Origin of the sequence: Shewanella sp. SM21, from assembly GCF_025654335.1 — a bacterium.
GTDB lineage: Bacteria > Pseudomonadota > Gammaproteobacteria > Enterobacterales > Shewanellaceae > Shewanella > Shewanella oncorhynchi.
On sequence record NZ_JAKKRL010000003.1, the window covers coordinates 182243 to 202628 of the forward strand.

Here is a 20386-nt window from a genome sequence, read left to right on the forward strand (position 1 = left end):
GCTCTATATCATTCAAGCAAAAGCCGACGCTAGAGTCGGCTTTTATTTTAAATCTCCCACATACCCATGCGGCTTTTATCTTAAATCTCCCACATACTTATGCGGGTTAGTCGTGCTCGAGGATCACTTCTTTCAAGCTTTGGATGGTCTTCACATCGAGATTACCGGGTTGTGTGCTCCAGGTGAGTCTTAGGTAATTGGCTAAGTCTTTAATCTGCTCGTCGCTTAACTCATCAGCATATCCTGGCATAGCATAAAAGCTGGTGGTGAGGTTGTAATGCTGGCTCTTAATGCCTTTTAGCATCACGGCGACGATATTGTGTGGACTGGCCTTATCTAAGGTGGCGTTACCAGCCATCGCGGGGGCGACGTTGGGGCGACCTTCACCATTTTGACCATGGCAACCGGCGCAGTAACCTTTGTAAAGCGTATAACCTGGCAGTTCAGGTTTATGGCCGTTAAAGGTGAGCGCTTGTGGTTGAATATCTTCATCGGTATCGAGCAGATAACTGCTCACCGCGCGCATATCATCGTCGGTTAAGTGGCTAAAGCTGTGATACACCACGGGATACATGCCGCCAAAGACAGTACCTTTTCGGGAATAGCCTTCAGTAAACAGCGACTTAAGATCCTCATGGGTCCAGTTCTGCCTGTTAAGCTCGGCGGGGCGAATGTCCGATGCTTCAAGCCCTTCGATAATCGCGCCCTCAAAGTGCTTGTCCTGCTCCATGGCAAACATCGTGTCTCTTGGGGTGTGGCATTCACCGCAATGCCCTAGGGCATTGACTAAGTAATTGCCACGATTCCAATGCTCGCTTTTTTCCTTGCTCGGGGTAAATTCCTTGGCATCGTGGGCGACTAAGTTCCAAGCTTTTAGGCCAAAACGCAGGTTAAACGGAAAGTACACATCATTGTCGCGGTTGGCTTGCTTGATGGGTTTAGTACTCATCAAATAGGCATAAATCGCCTTAGTGTCGTCGTCCGTCAGCAGGCTGTATGACGTGTAGGGCATAGCAGGGTAGAGGTTGCCGTTGACGCCAACACCGTGGTGCATGGCGTCAAAAAACTCCTCGTAACTGTATTTGCCAATACCGGTTTCTTTGTCTGAGGTGATATTGGTTGAGTACACAGCGCCAAAGGGGGTTTCGAACGGCAAACCGCCCGCGAGTTCACGACCGCCCACCGCAGTATGGCAGGCCACGCAATCGCCTATCTTCATCAGATACGCGCCGCGTGCGATGTCGTTATTCGTATTGCCGCCTTCATCGGCAACGCTGCTGGAACAGGCGAGCAAACCTAGCCCTAAACTCAGGAGTAGATTGTGACTCAACAGATTTTTTATCCTACTAATGTACGGGAAATAGCGCGAGAAATGGCGCAGATTGGCTGATGTCATCACAGGGTTAGCCCCTTAGTTTTGAGGATCAGATCTTTGACCGCCGCATAGTATTTTACGTAGCCAGTACAGCGACATACGTGTTCACTCAAGGCATCTTCAACGACTTTTTCAACTTGATCTTTAGCGATAGGTTGTCGCTCTAATCGCTCAAGCAGCGCGGTCGATTCGTTGACAAAGCCCGAGGTACACCAGCCACATTGAAACGAGAAATGCTCTAAAAAAGCTTCTTGCACTGGGCTCAGGGCGGTGATTTCGCCAAGGGAGTTTTGTCTAGCATGACCTTCGACAGTGCGGACGCGTTTACCATTAAAACGCTCTACACCATTGATACAGGTACGCACCACTTCGCTCATGCCTTGCTCGTCGTCGACGATCACTGTACAGGCGTGGCATACGCCTGCGCCGCAACCAAACTTAGTGCCTGTGAGGTTTAAGTATTCATGTAGAAACTCAATCATCATCACACCATCGGCGACTTCAATCGGGCCTACGGCTTGGTTATTAATGGTCAGTTTAATAGACTGGCTCATGCCATGGCCTCCTTAATTTTTTTCGCTGTCATAGGTAAATCGTAAAAGCGGACATGGGTTGCTTGATACACGGCTTCAATCAGCGCCGCGACCACAGGGATCATCACCACTTCGGCGATACCACGGCTAGGATCGTTATCAGATAACTGTGGCAATATGGTATGACGTTGATCCCACACGCCCACATGCCGCGCTAACGGCACCTGATAGCGATTGAGGTTCCACGTACCATTGCCTGCGCCGGCTTCAAATGGCGGTAAGCCTTCATGCAGTGCATGGCCAATCCCCATCGCAAGGCCACCTTGAATTTGCCCTTCGACTAATTCTTTAACAATCACTTTGCCCGCTTCTAACCAAGTATGAGAACTCAGTAGCGTGACTTCACCATTGCCTTCGTTTACGGCCACTTCAACCAAAGTGGCGCAGGGGGCGTAGTAAGTCACCATGGCATTGTTCAGTTCGGCCTTGGGATAACTCATGGCTTGACGATCGATCAAGTGATAGCCATTAGACTTCATGCTGGCTTGGCGCGCTTTGATACTCATAGTCGTGTCGGAAGTGGCCGCAAATGTCGCGTTGCCTTCGCCGTATTGCAGCGCCAGCGCATCGAGTGCTAAACGCTCTTTAGTGCCAAGAATGTCGAAATCGGCTTCAGCCCAAGCCCAGCGATTAAAGGCATGGCCCATCACGCCGACCACTAAGCCCATGTCGTGGGCACGTTTAGCGAGAATATCTAGCGACAATGGCGGAAAGCCCAAGGCGGTTAGCTTGCCATCGACCCAGCGACCATCCCGTGAGTTATGCAAATTAGTTGAGCCCATTGGCGTATTAAAATACAACTCGTTCCAAATCGATACCGCTGCAGGCCATAGGCCGTGGCGATAGATAATATCGGCGGCGATGCGGCTGACATGGCTTTGGTAATAGGCCGACATAGACGCCGACGATGCCATGGCTTTAACCGGTGTCCAGCGTGGATTGGCCGCCATTTCATCTTGGCGTTGCTGCGAAATAATATAAGGATTATCGGTTTGCACTAATTGCATCGCATCCCAAATATCCACTTCGGCGAGTTTTACTTCATCGGCAAAGTTGCCGAGGGCATCGCTGATCACAACGGCTTGGGAGGTTTGCGTGCCTGTGCCCATTTCGATAAAGCCGATTTCCAGGGTGATTTTTCCATCTTTAGCTAGGCGAACCGCCGCACTTGGCGCTGCTGCGCCCGTACCATAATCTTTGGTGGCGATACCAAAACCGACGCCGTAACGCATCCCCGGATGTTTGGCCTCATAGTCCTTTTTATTCACCGCGCGGTTTTGCCACACGGGAGCTTGCTCGGCCATCTCGAGCATTTCGCGGTAACGTAAAGTGCCGTTAGGAATCGCGCCTTGAGTATTACGCTGGCCAGACTCCATCACGTTGGCGGCGCGCAGTTTAAAGGGATCAATCTTTAGCTCGTCGGCTATCTCGTGGATCATGCATTCCATCGCTGTCATCGATTGCAGCGTGCCATAACCGCGCATCGAACCCGCATCTGGGTTACGCGACGCATAGGCTGTGGCGATAATATCGTTGCGCGGCGTGTAGTAAATGCTTTGCATCGCTGTCGCACCAACCGAGGTCACAGACGGGGTAAAGTTGACTCGTCCGCCGCCATCGACAGTCATCTGTGAAGTTAAGGCTTGGATTTTTAAGGTCGATTTATCCACCGCTAAGCGGCTTTTCATGATGAACGGATGACGCTTAAGGCCAGATTGGAATTGCTCGAATCTGTCATTGGCGAGTCGGATTGGCCCTTTGGCATAAACGGCCGCGATCACGCCGTAATAAGGAAATATCGAATGGTCTTTCGCGCCAAATCCACCGCCGATATAAGGCGAGTGCACCACAAGATGTTTTACCTTGCCTGCCAGTGGGCTAGATAACAGCATGTGCACTGCCATCTCTTGAAAGTCCTGAGGCGACTGCGAGGTAATCACAGTATGAAATGTTTGGCTAGTTGCGTCATACCAGCCGTTAAAGGCTTCGGGTTCCATCATCATAGGATCGATGATCTGGGTGCGATATTCCCGCTCTAACACTTGCCATTGTTGATTGGCTTGGGCGCTAGCAATCTGCTTATCTATCTCACCCGCATAATAAAGCCCGCGCTCAGACACTGTCCCTTTGGCATTCGGATTACCTAACCATTCAGGCTTGCGATCTTTTACGCTGGGGAAAAACAGCCCATCGTGGAGTGGGCTATATAAATCTTCCCGTGCGCCATTTTCACCTTCAACTCGAATAAGGCGCCAGCTGGCGTAAGGGTCTTTCGAGTCCGACACAAACGGCGTTTGCTCACCAAAGCGCAGTAAGGTCTGGTCAAATTGCAACAAGGACTTAGCTTGCTTAAAGGCGGGGAAACTGTCGAACAACAATATCGCCACCGCATGACCTAAGTAGTCGGCGGTTTGCCCCTCGGCCAGTAACATGTTGTCACCGTAAAAATCGGGTAGCTTGATTTTGTCACGGGCCAGATCGGCCGCAGTGATCACTTTATAGGGCTTAGCCGACGCGGGCAGGTGGTCGAGGGAAAAGCCTTGATAAACATGGGAGGCATCGGCGGCGCGAAGTATAAAAGCGTAACCTTGCTGCTTGGGCCAGCCCTCCATGTCCATAGCACGGTAATCACGGCCATAGACCTTTTGGCCTGTGACCTTAGCTATGCCGTCATTACGAAACTTAGGTTTGGATTGACCATTAACCTGAGTTTGCCATTGGGTTGCCAGTTCAGGTGAGACAATTGCCGCATTCGCGCGACTCATTTCCCACAACAAAGGGGCCGAATATACGGCAACCCCGCCAATCACACATTGCTTGATAAAGGTCCGGCGTGACGTATTAGATGGTTCCATATCTCAACCTCAGTTGTGCTTCCGTGTAATATCAGCCGCGCTGCATGGTATCGCCCGATATAAGCTTGTTGTCGATCGACTTTTTATTGATTGTTGCGACATAGCTTTGATAAACACTGAATGTAAATTTACATTAGCCACGTTAGCATGTAGGGCCGAAAATGCAAATTTAGGCGGTTAATCGTTGCAGTTTTGACCAAGCTAAATCAGAGTGTAAAACCCGTGTTATCAGGCTTCTGCAGTGATGTTCGCACTGTGATTCAACTCAGTTACGTTATGCCTGAATTTTGTTCAGTACCCTTTGCGCTGAGCCCTTGAGCAATGCGCTCAATTGGGGCTTATTCGCATGTCGAAATTGGCTCGCTTGCCAAAACCAAACCGCCTGACACCGCGAGACTTCATGTCACTGCAAGATCAAGAGATAGTGTTATTTGATGGCGATTGGTTTAGTCACATGTATTCATATCGACATTGTTAAATCAGTGCTTGCTTAATTACTTGATTTGTAATGCTAAAGTTATAGACAAGTGTACGCTATGTCGCTATCTTAGGTTTTTAACAAGGATGAGCTTTAATCGCGTACCCGCGATTCGAGTCACTTGCATCAGGACGATGTGTCTTTTCTCTTTCTTAGATACCCAACTCCTCCTGCAAATTGGTGAATATGCTTTGGCACTTATGCTTGTTGCCACAGTGCTTATTGGCATTTTGCTCAATGTTCAGCAGTGAACGTTTTGAGCTAGTGCGACCTTGTTTTGATTGATGGCTTGGCTGACAGGTGTTGGCGAAGTGCGGTAGCAATGGGAAAGCTTTGTCGGTTCACAATTTGTCGGTTCACAAAGTAATGAACTGGCAGTTTTGCGGCCTAGCGGCCGAGGTGAATCAAGGTCGTGGGGTTTCACCCCACACCCGACCAAGGAGGACGCTCGTCCTATCCTCCTTGGATGCTCCAAGACGCCCCTAACGGAGTTGAAAGCTCCTTGGGCATTAAGCGTTCTAATGCTATCGCGTCAGACGCTCGTCCCTGATTCGACTGACGCTATCTCGGCATCCATGCCTCGCTCATGCAACGCACGCAAATGCCCTGCGGCAACTCCGAGGGGATGGTGTACTCCTTAGGCTCTGGAGTAATTGAACGATTGTTAAGGCATAAAAATTTGCCTGTCCGATCTTTTTCTTAAAAATAATTTCTAAGGTGTTCAAATGATTGATAAGTTTTATTTAAGGAATTTTAAGTCCATAAATACGCTTGAACATATTGAGTTAAAAAATCTTTCCATTATTTGTGGTTCAAATAGTTCAGGGAAGAGTTCCATGATTCAAGCTATTCTAATGCTGTCTCAAACCTTTGGTTCTAGATACTTTGAAAGTACTATTTCGCTAAATGGACGATTGGTTAGATTAGGCTCATTTTCTGATATTTTAAATCATAAGTTAATAAGTGAAGATGACGGCGGTGATATTTCTATGTCAATAGACTTGTCATTTTCTAAAGAAGCCTCTCCAGCATTTGATATAAAGAAAGTAAGTCTTAATTTAGTGTTTTCAGGTAGAACAGGTTCATCTAAAAAGCCTGATGATGATTTTCATCCTGGAATAGAATCGGGTGAGATACGACTTGAAAAATATTCATCATCGTTTGTGGAATTAATTAGGTTTAGTAAAAAATCTAATGTAGATAACATGTATAAGGTGGATAGTATTGAGTTGAGTAATGAGGATGAAATAAATAAAAACTATCCAGGATATAAAATTGAGGGTGTCATAAAAAAAGAATTAATACCTCATATTCTACAGTTAAATTATGATCATACAAAAAAATTAAGCTTAGGTTTTGTTTCATTTCTTATAAACAATACATTAGATAAGAAATTGAAAATCCCAGGATTCTATGAACTTCAGTCAGAGCTTGAAGGAATCGCTATTCCGTTAGCTGTAATCGATAAAATAAAATCATTAATTATCCAGGAGAATAATGAAAGGGTTGAAAATTTCAAAGTTCCTGAAGAATTGCTTGAGATTATACAAAATAATAATTCATTGACGGTTGAAAAAGTTAGGAGTTTGATTATAAATCAATCTTTGATTTTGACCCCAGCTACTTTATCGTTACTAAAAAGTGATGTTGATGGTGGTTTTAGTATTGATGCTTGGATTAATGTTATTGATAGAGTAGATCAATCTGTGAAGAAGGAATTAGGCGATTTTCTAATAAGGCATAGGGATGTGATCCAGGGTACATGGTACTCTAATATGAAAAAAACAAGGAAACCTGAAAAATTCCAAATCCAAGCTCTTAGAGAGCTAAACTATTTTCTTGGTTATATGTTTAGTAAGAAAATTAAGTATTTAGGGCCTCTTAGGAATGAGCCTCAGGCAATGTATCAAGCTTTTGATTTGTCTGAATTGGATGTTGTTGGGCTAAAAGGTGAATATACTGCTGCTGTTTTACATGTTAATCAATCTAAGAAAATTCGTTATCCTAAAATAACTTCGACAGATAATAATCATCTATCATATTCAATAGCTACAGATACCTTGGCTAATGCATGTACCGAATGGTTATCATATTTAGGTGTGGTTACAGAAGTTAAAACTTATGACAAAGGGAAGCTTGGTTATGAGTTGAGGGTAAAGACATCGGAATCTGATAATTTACAAGATTTAACTCATGTTGGTGTTGGAGTTAGTCAAATATTACCAATTGTCGTAATGGCATTGCTATCTGATGAAGATGAAGTTTTGATTTTTGAACAGCCAGAATTGCATTTGCACCCCAAGGTACAATCAAGGTTGTGTGATTTTTTCTTAGCGATATCGAATAGGAATAAACAGTGCATAATTGAAACTCACAGTGAGTACATCATTAATAGGCTGAGAAGAAGGATCGCTCAAAGTCGAGATGAATCTATTGAAAAAAAATCTTCAGTATTATTTTTTGAAAAGTTCTCTGACGTAAGTGTTGTCAGGAAAGTAGATATAAATAAATACGGAGCGATAATAGATTGGCCTAAAGATTTTTTTGATCAATCAGATGAAGAAGTTGAGGGGATTCTCATGGATGCAACCTTAAAAAGAATTGAGCTGAAAAATGGTGATTTCAAGCTATGAATTTAAATTTGTTTGTGACAAATGATTATTTGATTTCTCCAGCAATATGTCTTGAATCAGAGGTTGTAAATAAGGTTCAGAGTTTAATTGGTATAAAGAAACATCTTGATAAAGAGCTTGGGAATATTTTTTTTGAGAGTGAAGCTTTGAATGGGTTGATAAAGGTGAACTTGTATCCTTGTAAAAATATTTTTGATGAAAATTTTAGTAAATTTGAAGGGGATATGGTTTATTCAGGTTCCGATATCGCTAAAGTTGTCAATAACATCTTATACAAGTTAAGTAGTGGGGATTTGTGTGTTCCAGAGTGTCTTGCAGAATGGTTGGATAAAAAAATTGAACCTAAAATACGAAGTGTAATATATCAAAGGAATGGTGAATTAGAAACAATTGTCGAACAAGCGAGTTTGACAGGGGTTATCACAAAAGACAAATATTCAATTCTTCATTATCCTGTAGATGAAGATGCTAGTGTGATCAGTGTCACTGGAAAAATATCTAACATTTTACCAGAGGTTGAAGAAGTATTTCCAATTGATTTTGATGACAACTTAAAGGTCTTTTCCGAGTTACTCGATTTTAATATTGAGAAGATCGGGGTTGATAGTTTTAATAAGGCGAGTTCGGATGATGAAATTAAAGCTGCCTTGATTGATGGAGCATTAAGGAAAGAAAGGGAGTTAGGTGTTAAATTAGAGAGAAGAGTTATATTTGGCAATGAATTTGTTCGTTCACTATATACTCATCAGTGTGCCCCAAATGAAAGGTTCTCTGGAGTAGCTTATGACGTCATATGTCAGATTATTGCCGGAGCTGAAAAAAATAGTATAAAGCCATTTTTTACTAATTCTAACTCTAAAAAACAGATTGAAAAGGATGGGAAACTTGCATGGAGAACACATGTTACAAAAGGAAACCCAGCCCTAAGGTTAATGTTTTGGAGTGATGGTAATGAACTGGTTTTAGCAAATATAGGAAACAAAAAAGAGCTTGTTATCCTATAGTAAAAGTAGATATTTACCTATATATCGCAGAATAAAATGGACATCCATTGTTAATGGCGTGGTTGTAACTTTCTGATTCTTCTTGAGGTAAGCATTAAACAGGGTGGTTTAATGCTTAGTCCTTAAGGAAATCAGATAAGCTTTAGATAATTAAAAATGATTCGATATTTATTATTCGTATTCTTTGCTCTTGTGACATGTGTAGGTGATGCGCTGGCTGGCGAATATCAGCTAGATTGGCATGTCCCTGACGAGGAGTTGATTTATCATTCCTGCGGTTGTGCTGACTCCTGTTGGGTTGCCGAGGTTCGTCAAGCTAAAGCGGAAAAACCGCTTATCGCCAAACTGAGATGCGACTGCGAAAAACTCTATTTTACTGATAAAACTGGCGTAGAAAGGGTTGTCGCTGAAAACTGTGATGACTTAAACACCGACAATAAAATGGATTTGATCCCAGAGCGAATTAATCAACTTCAGTCACATTTAAATACCCCTCGTTAACTCTTTTTATCATTGTGTTGAATGGGATTCCACAATTTTTATCTTTAGGAAATTGCATGAAAAAAATTAGTTTTTTGGGTATGAGCATAGTGCTTGCTTTGACACTTGTTATCGGCCTTGCAGTTGATTTGATGGTTGAATTTAAGTCTGAATCGATTTTTATGCAGATGAATATTTTTAGCTTTAAATTATTGCTTTCTTTACTTAGCATGCTCTGTGTGCATATTGCTATTGCAGTCACTTTTAATTTGAAACTGTTACCTATGCTTATAGGTAAAGACTATCCGTCAAATTACTTTAAATGGTCTAAATTTCGACTTATAGAAGTTTTATTTTTATTTAACTTATGGGCTATGGGTCATCTTCAATATTTCACTGTCGTAATAGTTAATTTAGCTTTGGTTGAGTTGATACACTTATATTTAGTTTATAGAAGTATCAATAATAAGCTTGAGTCTACTATATAAATTGGTAAGTTGAGGACAATAAGGCGTGTGGAGTTGGCATAACTCTTTCAATGCGAAAAGTTAACTCTAATGCCACAGAAGTTCACCGATCCCCCGGCGAAGTTGCTGAAGAGCGTTGAAGAAAATAGCGTGACGCAGACAGGACGTCTGCGTAGCTTTCGGGGGGAAGGGACGCCCCATCGGAAGCGTTAGCTATTTTCGAATAAGCATAAAGCCAGTCACTAATGCATGTAACTTCGCTAGGGGCGTCTTGGAGAATCCAAGGAGGATAGGACGAGCAGTCCTCCTTGGTCGGGTGTGGGGTGAAGCCCCACGACCTTTCGGTCGCAAGACCGATCTTACACCGCGTTAGCGTAATAAAGATCCTGATTATTTCTAAAAATCAGTCAGGATCACTCTCTATTCAGGATCATAATCCAACACTGGCGCCAGCCACTTCTCCGTTTCGGCAATGCTCATCCCTTTACGCTTCGCATAATCTTCCACTTGATCGCGGCCGATATTACTCACGCCAAAGTAGCGGGATTTCGGGTGGGCGAAATACCAGCCCGATACTGCCGCTGTGGGGAACATGGCGTAGCTTTCGGTGATGTTCAAGTCGATAGTCTCATCGGGCTTGAGCAAGTCCCATAACAAGCCTTTTTCTGTGTGGTCTGGGCAAGCTGGGTAGCCCGGTGCGGGGCGTATGCCTTTGTATTTCTCGCGGATTAAGGCTTCGTTGCTTAACTGCTCATCGGCCGCATAACCCCAAAACTCTTTACGTACCCGTTCGTGCATCCGCTCGGCAAAGGCTTCGGCCAAACGGTCGGCTAAGCATTTGAGCATGATGGCGTTGTAGTCGTCGTGGTTGGCTTCAAAACGTGCCACATGTTCGTCTATGCCGTGGCCTGTGGTCACCGCAAAGCCGCCCATGTAATCGGCGACGCCTGAGTCTTTTGGCGCAACAAAGTCGGATAGGCAGAAGTTGTCGTTGCCGACACGTTCAAGCTGCATCCGCAGGTGATGCGTGGTCATTTCGACTGTGGTGCGTGACTCATCTGTGTAGAGCTCAATGTCGTCGTAATTGACGGTATTGGCTGGGAATAAGCCGATAACCGCTTTCGCCGTGAGCCACTTTTCTTCGATGATTTGTTTGAGCATGGCCTGACCATCGGCGAACAGCTTTTGCGCCTCGACGCCGACGACTTTATCGGTAAGGATTTCAGGGTAATGGCCGTGCAATTCCCACGAGCGGAAAAACGGTGTCCAGTCGATACGCTCGACTAAATCTTCTAACGGATAATTATCAAACACTTGGCGACCGAGCACGTTTGGCGTGAACGGGGTGTAATTGGCCCAATCGTGTTGGCAGCGGTTTTCACGGGCCGCTTCGAGTGAGACTATCTCTTTGCGCTTGGCTTGGGATAGGCGCTTAGTGCGCATGTCGTCGTATTCGGCATAGGTTTCGTCTATGGTCGCTTGGCGAGTCTCGTTGTTGATGAGCTTACTCACCATAGGCACGGCGCGGGACGCATCGGCGATATAAATGGCGCCATGGGGATAATGGGGCGCAATTTTTACCGCTGTGTGGATTTTAGAGCAAGTGGCGCCGCCGATAATCGCCGGAATGGTTAAGCCTTCACGGTGGAAGGTTTTCACGTTATGCACCATCTCGTCCAGACTCGGAGTGATGAGGCCCGACATGCCGATGATATCGATATTGTGTTCTTTCACGGCGTCGAGAATTCTCTCCACCGACACCATCACGCCTAAATCGAATACCTCAAAACCGTTACAGGCGAGCACCACGCCGACGATATTTTTACCTATATCGTGCACGTCACCTTTTACCGTCACCATCAAGATCTTGCCGTTAGATTGGCCTTCGACCTTTTCCAGCTCGATATAGGGGTTTAAGTAGGCCACGGCTTTTTTCATTACCCGCGCCGATTTCACCACCTGCGGCAGGAACATCTTGCCCGAGCCGAATAAGTCGCCGACCACGTTCATGCCGTCCATCAAGGCGCCTTCAATCACATCCAGCGGACGTTTTGCTTCTTGGCGAGCGGCTTCGGTATCTTCATCGATAAATTCGGTAATGCCTTTCACTAGCGCATGGGATAAGCGTTGGCTCACTGGCCAGCTGCGCCATTCTAAATCTTCTTTCTTGCCCACCTGCGCGCCATCACCGCGGAATTTCTCTGCGATTTCAAGTAACTGCTCGGTATTACTTGAGCCTTCCACTGGGCAGGGCAAGTTAAGCACCACGTTTTCGACCCGCACTTTAAGCTCAGGATCGATATCGTCGTAAATGGCTAACTGGCCCGCGTTGACAATCCCCATGTCCATGCCGACTTTGATGGCGTGGTACAGGAATACGGCGTGAATCGCTTCGCGCACTGGGTTGTTACCGCGGAACGAGAACGACACGTTCGACACGCCGCCCGAAATCATCGCGTGGGGCAGGGTGGTTTTAATCGCTTTAATGGCATCAATAAAATCGACGGCATAGTTGTCGTGTTCATCGATACCTGTGGCGATGGCGAAAATATTCGGGTCGAAGATGATGTCTTCTGGCGGAAAGCCGACCTTGTCGACCAGCACCCGATAGGCGCGGGTACAGATTTCGATTTTACGCGCCTTAGTGTCGGCCTGACCTTGCTCGTCGAACGCCATGATAATGGCCGCCGCGCCGTAGCGTTTCACTAAGGTGGCTTGCTCGATAAACTTGGCTTCGCCTTCTTTGAGGGAAATAGAGTTAACTATGCCCTTGCCTTGAATACATTTGAGGCCAGCTTCGATCACTTCCCATTTGGATGAGTCGATCATAATAGGTACGCGGCTGATGTCGGGCTCAGAGGCAATCAAGTTTAAAAACTTGTGCATGATCTCGGCGCCATCGAGCATGCCTTCGTCCATGTTGATGTCGATGATTTGCGCGCCGCTTTCAACCTGCTCGCGGGCGACATCGAGCGCCTGCTCAAACTTGCCTTCTTTGATCAACTTTAAAAACTTGGCTGAACCTGTAACGTTGGTGCGCTCACCCACGTTAACGAACAGGGATTGGGCGTCGATAGTCAGTGGTTCCAAACCTGCCAAGCGGCAAGCGACTGGAATGTCCGGCAAAATACGTGGATCGTGACGGCTCACCGCTTCGCGGATCACGCGGATATGTTCAGGCGTACTACCACAACAACCACCGATAATATTGAGCATGCCTTCGCGCGCCCAATCTTCGATCACGTTCGCCATGTCCTCTGGGGTTTCATCGTAACCGCCAAACTCGTTCGGCAGGCCTGCATTCGGATGCGCCGACACATAACACTCACTGATGCGGGATAATTCTTCCACATAGGGGCGCAATTCTTTTGGCCCAAGTGCACAGTTAAGACCGATAGATAAGGGCTTGATATGGCGAAGGGAATTGTAAAAGGCTTCGGTCGTTTGGCCAGTCAGTGTGCGACCAGAGGCATCGGTAATGGTGCCCGAAATCATGATCGGCAATCTGTCTTTAGAATGCTGACCAAATAAGTCATCAAATACGGATTCAATCGCAAACAGCGCGGCTTTGGCGTTTAAGGTATCGAATATGGTCTCGACCATAATGATATCCGCGCCGCCCTCAATCAGCGCCTTAGTGGATTCTTTGTAAGCAGTCACTAACTCATCGAAGCTGACGTTGCGATAGCCTGGGTCGTTCACATCAGGGCTAATCGAACACGTACGGTTAGTGGGGCCTAACACACCGGCTACGTAGCGTGGAATGCCTGTGGCAGCAAAGGCTGCATCACAGGCTTCACGGGCGAGGCGCGCGCCGACTAAGTTAATTTCGGCGGACAGCGACTGCATGTCGTAGTCGGCCATGGCGATGGTGGTGGCGTTAAAGGTGTTGGTTTCAATGATGTCGGCACCGGCGTTTAAGTAGTCGGTGTGAATTTGTTTGATGATGTGAGGCTGTGACAAGACCAAAAGGTCGTTGTTACCTTTGACATCCGTATGCCAATCTTTAAAACGTTCGCCGCGATAGTCCTCTTCTTCCAGCTTGTAGCCTTGGATCATAGTGCCCATGGCACCGTCTAAGATCAGAATGCGCTCTGCAAGCTGTTTGCGTATGTCTGCCAATATCTGGCTGGCTTTAGTAGAGGGTATCGTCATAAATAGTTACCTTAAATACAGCTAAGTTAAGTCCAAAAATCGGCCATTGTTATGCTAAGTGCATTTTATTGTCGTCAGCCGACATTTTTTGAATACTTGTTCTTAAAATTTTTTTTGGACATTTAAACGTATAGACGTCCATAATACGCGACTTATGATTGTCAGGGCAAGATGAAAGTCAAAGGCATTAGGAGCGAGAATCGAGAATCAAGAATTTAGGCCCTTGGCTTGAGTTCCTAGTATCTAGCCCCTAACTAAAAAGGCATATATGAAACAAGTTCGATTGTTATTGTTGCGCCACGGTGAGTGTGAAGGCGGCGCTATTTTGCGGGGTCGTGTGGATATGCCTTTAAGCAAAAAGGGTTGGCAACAAATGTCGGCAGCAGTTGAGTCACAGGCCAGCGTGTGTAGCGCGATTTATAGCTCGACTTCACGCCGCTGCGCCGATTTTGCCCACGCTTTTGCCGCCGAGCTGCATTCGACGGCGGCACTGATATCTGAGTCAAGGCCATTGCAGGCGCAGTGTTTGTCGGGTTTACAGGAAATTGATTTTGGTGATTGGGACGGTTGTCGGCTCGATGACCTGTATCAACAAGAGGGCGAACACTTAGCGGCGTATTGGCAAAACCCTTGGCAAAATCCGCTGCCCAATGGTGAAACTATGGCAAGTTTTGAGTCGCGGGTGAATGGGACGATTGACCAGATACTCGCCGCCGAGTTTGAACGATTGACCCTTGACTCACATAAAATGGGTAATGAAAACAGTGCCATTAATGAAACCGCTGATAATATGCCTGCCACTCAAGTGTGGGTCGTGACCCACGGCGGGGTGATCCGTCACTTAATGGCGCGTGCCTTAGGAGTTGAACGGGCGGTAGGGTTTTATAGTCAACTCGATTTACCCGTGGCGGCCGTGGTGAGCATTAATGTGCTGCAAGATGAACAGGGTGCCTGCTATTGGCGTTTAGATTGGCCGAGTGGGCGCAGGTGTTGAGGCCTTATTTCACGACCTAGGCGCTATCATGTAGGCGTGATCGTTTGGCGAGAATAAGCTGATATGAAAATATTCTGATTTAAACAGCATTGCCTAATGGGATAGATGTAGGATAATGCTTTTCCCTGACGTTTGAACGAGATAGCGTATTACATGCGCAATGAGTGATAACGTCGCAGAAATAGGTGTTGGGAATAGACTCTCTTTGTTCGAATCGCTCCGTTGTTTTTATTCACAGTGGCGTTGTTAACAAAGAGCATATCAACCCAAACATAATAGGGAATCGGGGAGCTGCTCGTCAGTCAGCCCGAACTGTGCCCGCAACTGTGAGTAGTTTAAAGAAGCACCTAGATTCTAGAGCCTAGCTCCTTCTTTTCTACAAGTCAGGAGACCTGCCTATTTCTGTTATCGCTGCGTGCAGCCTTAGTTCTCGAGCGGGTGACTCGAGGGAGCAGATGACAATGTGCACAACCTTTTTTTATAAAGGTTTGGACTCGATAGGAGCGCCGCTTAGGTGAAACTTTCCGCAATCCAAACTAACAGCCCCGTGAATGACACTAACCCATCATCGAGCCCGTCAGTCGCGCTCAATGTGAGTCATTTGAGCTGGTGTATCGATGGCAAAACCATACTTTCCGGTATTAACTTTACGCTGCCAACGGGGCAGATGCTGGGGCTGATTGGCCCTAACGGTGCGGGCAAGTCCAGTTTGCTGCGCTGTTTGTATCGGTTTGTTCGCCCGACTCAGGGCAAAATTACCCTTTTCGATCAAGATATTGAGCGCTTGTCGCCCAAGGCGTTTGCCTGTCGCGTCGCCGTAGTGCAGCAGGATACACCGCACTATTTTGACCTCACCACAGAGCAATTGGTCAGCATGGGCTTAACGCCGCATAAGGGTATGTTCGATACCAATTCGAGCTGTGATACTGAGCGTATTGCTAAGGCTTTAGAGAAAGTAGGCTTGAGCCATAAGATGCACCAACAATATGAGCACTTATCTGGCGGTGAAAAGCAACGCGCCTTGATTGCCCGTGCCATAGTGCAGCAGCCGCAGCTTTTAATCCTCGATGAGCCAACGAACCACCTCGATGTGCGCTATCAAATTCAAATCCTCGAATTGGTGCGTAGTCTTGGGATTAGCGTGATTGCCTCAATTCATGATCTTAATTTAGCCAGTGCCCTGTGCGATAGTTTGTTGTTGATCCATAACGGGGAAGTCAGCGCTATGGGGACGCCAACCGAAGTATTAACCGAGGCGCGAATTAGCGATGTGTTTGGCGTGTGTGCTCAGGTATCGCCCCATCCACAACATAAAAAGCCCTTAATCAGCTATTTTTATGGTTACCACCATGTAGATCATGGCCTGAACGAGCGAGGCGAGGGTGGATGACTCAGGGGAGTAAACAATATTTCATCTCATATTTGGGGCGTATCGTGACACCGTTGACGAGACAACAACTGATGCTGCTCGTATTAGGTATCATCACTTTGATAACGCCTATTGCCGCGACGAGTTTTGGTGCGGCGAACATCAGTTTTACTGATGTTATTCAAGTGTTTATCAATAAGGCGACGAACCTCACTCAAGCCAATGGCATGACTGAGCGCATTGTGATGGAGCTCAGGCTACCGCGCATTTTACTGGCTTTTGTGGCGGGTGCGGGTTTGTCACTGGCGGGCAGTGTGTTGCAAACCGTGACTCGCAATCCGCTCGCCGATCCCTATTTGTTTGGCATTAGCTCTGGCGCGTCCTTTGGTGCTGTGGTGATGTTGACCTTATTCACTGGCTCTGGATTTTTTGATAATGCGGGCATGGCGGCACATTCTGGGCTTTTTAGCGGTTCGGGCGCCTTGTCTGGTTTGCTTTGGTTTAGCTTGCCCTTGGGCGCTTTTATTGGCGCCAGTTTGTCGGTACTGATAGTGCTTGCTTTGTCTGGGCTTGGGCTCAATAGCCAAGTGGAGCGCATGTTGCTCTCTGGTGTGGCGACCTCCTTTATGTTCGGCGCATTAACGAGTCTGCTGCTGTATTTCGCCAGTCCGCAGGCGACAGCCTCTGTGCTGTTTTGGAGTTTAGGCAGTTTCGCTAAGGCCAGTTGGTCCTTGTTAGTACTGCCGACACTGGTGATTGGTGCGAGTTTATTCATTATTTTAGGCATGAAACGGCAGATCATGGCGTTGCAGGCGGGGGATGAAACGGCGCATACCTTAGGGGTGAATGTGCCTAAGCTGCGGCTCAATATGTTGCTGCTCTGCTCCTTGATTACCGCTATTTTGGTGGCTACATGCGGCGGTATCGGTTTTGTCGGGTTAATGATCCCCCACACAGTACGCATGCTGTTTCCCGGTCGTCAGCCGATTTTATTAACGGCGCTGGTGGGCGGATTATTTATGGTGTGGATTGATGTATTAGCGCGCTGTTTATTGGGTAATCAAGAGTTGCCCGTGGGCATTATCACGGCCGCCATAGGTAGCATGTTCTTTTTGCTGATTTTACGTAAGCGTAGAGTCATGCCGTAAATACAAGGTCATGCCGTAGTCACCTAGTCAGGACGTAAACCCAGAGTTAAGTCGTCATCTTTGAGTCATGCCGTAAGTGCAGACTGACGGGATAATCAGTATTTCTGTTGATATCCCACCCGCGATTGGAAATGCACAATTGGACATGTTCGTCATAGACGCGGGATGCGTTGTGGTTATTTAATGTAGATTACAAAGTGGAGTGTGGATGTCTCAGTCAGCCGTGTCTTTTCAAATAAGCCTTGTGAGTAAAGCGCAGGATCTGGTGATTCTGCAGAAAATTGATCTTAAGACTAAGCCGCCCGGCGCCTTAGGTCAGCTCGAATCCTTAGCCTTGCAGATTGCCCGCGTGCAAACGACTGATTTGCAAAAAACGGAGCAGCCACAAACGGATGTGCTCAAAATAGTCCATCCAACTATGTTAGTGTTTGCGGGGGATCATGGCATTGCCGCAGAAGGCGTGTCGATTGCCCCTAGCGAAGTGACTCACCAAATGGTGCAAAACTTTGCCCATGGCGGCGCGGCGATTAACGTTTTTTGTCGGCAGGTGGGCTTTAAGCTCGAAGTGATCGATTGCGGTATGTTAACGCCAGTTGAAGGAGTTGAAGGTATTATCGATCAACGTCTTGGCGCTGGAACGGGGGCAATCCATTTAGAACCCGCGATGACGTTGGAAACCGTCGATAAAGGCTTTGCTATGGCGCGCGATTTGATTGAGCGTCACCATCAAGCGGGTTGTAACTTAGTCGCCTTTGGTGAAATGGGCATAGGCAATACCTCCTCTGCTGCGGCCATTATGGCGGCGATTATGCAGCTGGATGTGATTGATTGCGTTGGCCGTGGTACTGGCATTAATAGCGAAACCTTAGAACGTAAACTGATGCTGATTGAGCTCGCGTTATTGCTGCATCAAAGCGCTTTAACTGGGCCTAAGTCAGTGTTAGCTTGCCTAGGAGGCTTTGAAATTGTGCAGATGACGGGGGCTATGTTAGCCGCCGCCGAACGTAAAATGCTGGTGGTCGTGGACGGTTTTATCGCGACAGCGGCGGCATTAGTCGCAGTGCAAATCGCCCCCAATGTGCGTGATTATTTGATTTTTGCCCATCAATCCGATGAGCAAGGTCATCTGCGAATGTTAGAATTTTTGCAGGCTAAACCTTTATTATCCCTAGGGCTGAGATTAGGCGAAGGTACGGGGGCGGCGTTGGCATTGCCGCTTATTCAAGCCTCAGTAAATTTTTACAATCAAATGGCGAGTTTTAGTGATGCGGGGATTGAGGCTGTTGTATGATGTGCTCTGCTAAGTCGCTTATTTTACTTATTTAAAATAATAGCCTTTAGCCAACCGTTTTAATTTTAAACCTTGCAGCAAGTGTGAATTCACTAAGGATGCTTTATGTCAGAACGCGAAAGCTGGCACAAAGAGATAGATTTATTTTTAGTTGCCATGGGCTATTTTACCCGCATTCCTATGCCTAAGTGGGTCGAAGTCGATAGCGATAAGTTGAATAAGGCCAGCCGTTATTTCGGTCTCGTCGGTCTTCTGGTCGGTTTGTTAAGCGCCATAGTGTTTTGGCTGACGCAGAACTGGCTCCCCGCTGGCGTTTCTGTTCTTTTAGCTATGTTGGTTGGCGTCTTGCTCACGGGCGGATTCCACGAGGATGGCCTCGCCGATACCTTCGACGGTTTTGGCGGGGGTTGGACGGCTGAAGACAAGCTGCGGATCATGAAAGACTCGCGCCTTGGCAGTTATGGCGCACTGGCACTGATGTTGGCCCTGCTGCTGAAATGGCAGTTGTTAGTCGAGTTGGCCCTGTACGATCCTGTAGTCGCGGGTTCTGCACTTATCGTCGCGCACACAGTGAGCCGTGTGGTATCAGCCAGTATCATCTTTAGTGAAAAATATGTCCGCGATGACGAGACCAGTAAGTCTAAGCCGCTATCGCAACATCAAGGCATTAATGAGCTGCTTATCCTGATCGCCAGCGGCGTATTAGTGCTGTTATTCCTCAAGGGGTTAGCGGCATTGTCATTGCTATTGGTGATGATAGGACTGCGCCGTTTGATCATAGTGATCTTTAGACGCCAGATTGGCGGTTACACGGGTGATACCTTAGGCGCGGCGCAACAAATATCTGAAATCGTGTGTTATTTTGTATTGCTCGTTGTGGGTAACATACTGTGATCCACCTCGTCCTAGGCGGCGCCCGTAGCGGTAAGAGTCGTTACGGCGAAGCCTTAGTGCGTCAGTACACTGCGCTTGGCTTCGATGCCTGCTATGTGGCGACGGCGCAGGCGCTAGATGATGAAATGGCGACACGTATCGCCAAGCATCAAGCGGGACGATCGGACGATGGTATCGAATGGCAATTGTTTGAAGAGTCGCTCGCCCTCACTGCACTGTTAAAACAGTTAGCAAAACCTGGGCGAGTGATTTTAGTAGACTGTTTAACTCTTTGGTTAACGAATCAATTACTTGCATCGAACGTTAACATCGATGATGAACCCGCGCCGACTGAGTGGAATGCGACTGACTTTGCCGTTTCACCCTCTGCCACTTCAACCTCTGACGATAAAGCTCATGCGAGTTGGCAGGCCGAGAAAACCGCTTTTGTGGATTCCCTCGTCGAGCTTGAGGGAGTGGTGATTTTGATCAGTAACGAAGTCGGTTCTGGCATAGTACCCTTAGGTGAGTTGAGCCGACAATTTGTCGATGAAGCGGGCTGGTTAAATCAAGCCGTGGCGACCTTAGCGGATAATGTCACCTTAGTGGTCGCTGGTTTACCCTTAGCATTGAAACCACTTTAGACTTTGGGCTCAGTCCACGTTTTAAGC

General features: G+C 46.8%; 14 protein-coding genes and 1 riboswitch. Of the genes, 10 read left to right on the plus strand and 4 right to left on the minus strand.

Annotation, left to right across the window (positions count from 1 at the left end):
- Positions 1 to 106 precede the first annotated feature (106 nt).
- Genes L5L94_RS04995 through L5L94_RS05005 form a run of 3 tightly spaced genes read right to left on the minus strand, consistent with a single transcriptional unit; the run spans position 107 to position 4823 of the window.
- Complete coding sequence (locus L5L94_RS04995; RefSeq protein WP_263161602.1) at positions 107 to 1396, minus strand: cytochrome c; 1290 nt, start codon at positions 1394 to 1396, stop codon at positions 107 to 109.
- Entirely contained in the window at positions 1396 to 1929 is a 534-nt protein-coding gene (locus L5L94_RS05000) for a (2Fe-2S)-binding protein (RefSeq protein ID WP_006082848.1), read from the minus strand. The genes L5L94_RS04995 and L5L94_RS05000 overlap by 1 nt, the downstream gene beginning before the upstream one ends.
- Positions 1926 to 4823: a xanthine dehydrogenase family protein molybdopterin-binding subunit gene (locus tag L5L94_RS05005; protein ID WP_263161605.1), complete on the minus strand. Its 2898-nt coding sequence runs from the start codon at positions 4821 to 4823 to the stop codon at positions 1926 to 1928. Before L5L94_RS05005 ends, L5L94_RS05000 begins: the two co-directional genes overlap by 4 nt.
- Positions 4824 to 6026: 1203 nt before the next feature.
- On the opposite strand from L5L94_RS05005, the gene L5L94_RS05010 reads away from it, so the two are divergent.
- The 4 genes from L5L94_RS05010 to L5L94_RS05025 all read left to right on the plus strand — a co-directional run bounded on the left by L5L94_RS05010 (position 6027) and on the right by L5L94_RS05025 (position 9906).
- Positions 6027 to 7934 carry a DUF3696 domain-containing protein gene (locus tag L5L94_RS05010; RefSeq protein WP_263161606.1) on the plus strand — a complete coding sequence of 636 codons (1908 nt, stop codon included), beginning with the start codon at positions 6027 to 6029 and terminating at the stop codon, positions 7932 to 7934.
- Positions 7931 to 8938, plus strand: a complete 1008-nt coding sequence (locus L5L94_RS05015; protein WP_263161608.1) for a hypothetical protein — start codon at positions 7931 to 7933, stop codon at positions 8936 to 8938. The genes L5L94_RS05010 and L5L94_RS05015 overlap by 4 nt, the downstream gene beginning before the upstream one ends.
- A 156-nt stretch (positions 8939 to 9094) precedes the next feature.
- Positions 9095 to 9439, plus strand: coding sequence for a hypothetical protein (locus tag L5L94_RS05020; protein ID WP_263161611.1), 345 nt, complete (start codon positions 9095 to 9097; stop codon positions 9437 to 9439).
- A 56-nt stretch (positions 9440 to 9495) separates the two neighbouring features.
- Positions 9496 to 9906, plus strand: coding sequence for a hypothetical protein (locus L5L94_RS05025; RefSeq protein ID WP_263161614.1), 411 nt, complete (start codon positions 9496 to 9498; stop codon positions 9904 to 9906).
- A gap of 399 nt (positions 9907 to 10305) precedes the next feature.
- Here the strand turns inward: L5L94_RS05025 and metH are convergent, their stop codons facing one another.
- Positions 10306 to 14040: a methionine synthase gene (metH, locus tag L5L94_RS05030; RefSeq protein ID WP_263161616.1), complete on the minus strand. Its 3735-nt coding sequence runs from the start codon at positions 14038 to 14040 to the stop codon at positions 10306 to 10308.
- A gap of 268 nt (positions 14041 to 14308) precedes the next feature.
- On the opposite strand from metH, the gene L5L94_RS05035 reads away from it, so the two are divergent.
- The 6 genes from L5L94_RS05035 (at position 14309) to cobU (ending at position 20359) form a co-directional block, all read left to right on the plus strand.
- Positions 14309 to 15034, plus strand: coding sequence for a histidine phosphatase family protein (locus L5L94_RS05035; protein WP_263161619.1), 726 nt, complete (start codon positions 14309 to 14311; stop codon positions 15032 to 15034).
- 221 nt (positions 15035 to 15255) lie between these two features.
- Positions 15256 to 15449: riboswitch (cobalamin riboswitch) on the plus strand.
- Positions 15450 to 15548: 99 nt separating this feature from the next.
- On the plus strand, positions 15549 to 16424 hold the full coding sequence (locus L5L94_RS05040) for an ABC transporter ATP-binding protein (RefSeq protein ID WP_263161622.1): 876 nt from the start codon (positions 15549 to 15551) through the stop codon (positions 16422 to 16424).
- Positions 16421 to 17551, plus strand: a complete 1131-nt coding sequence (locus L5L94_RS05045) for a FecCD family ABC transporter permease (protein WP_105251612.1) — start codon at positions 16421 to 16423, stop codon at positions 17549 to 17551. The genes L5L94_RS05040 and L5L94_RS05045 overlap by 4 nt, the downstream gene beginning before the upstream one ends.
- Before the next feature lie 208 nt (positions 17552 to 17759).
- Positions 17760 to 18842 carry a nicotinate-nucleotide--dimethylbenzimidazole phosphoribosyltransferase gene (gene cobT / locus L5L94_RS05050; RefSeq protein WP_263148782.1) on the plus strand — a complete coding sequence of 361 codons (1083 nt, stop codon included), beginning with the start codon at positions 17760 to 17762 and terminating at the stop codon, positions 18840 to 18842.
- A gap of 105 nt (positions 18843 to 18947) precedes the next feature.
- Positions 18948 to 19736: an adenosylcobinamide-GDP ribazoletransferase gene (locus L5L94_RS05055; protein WP_028759425.1), complete on the plus strand. Its 789-nt coding sequence runs from the start codon at positions 18948 to 18950 to the stop codon at positions 19734 to 19736.
- Entirely contained in the window at positions 19733 to 20359 is a 627-nt protein-coding gene (cobU, locus tag L5L94_RS05060; RefSeq protein WP_263148783.1) for a bifunctional adenosylcobinamide kinase/adenosylcobinamide-phosphate guanylyltransferase, read from the plus strand. The genes L5L94_RS05055 and cobU overlap by 4 nt, the downstream gene beginning before the upstream one ends.
- Positions 20360 to 20386: the final 27 nt, after the last annotated feature.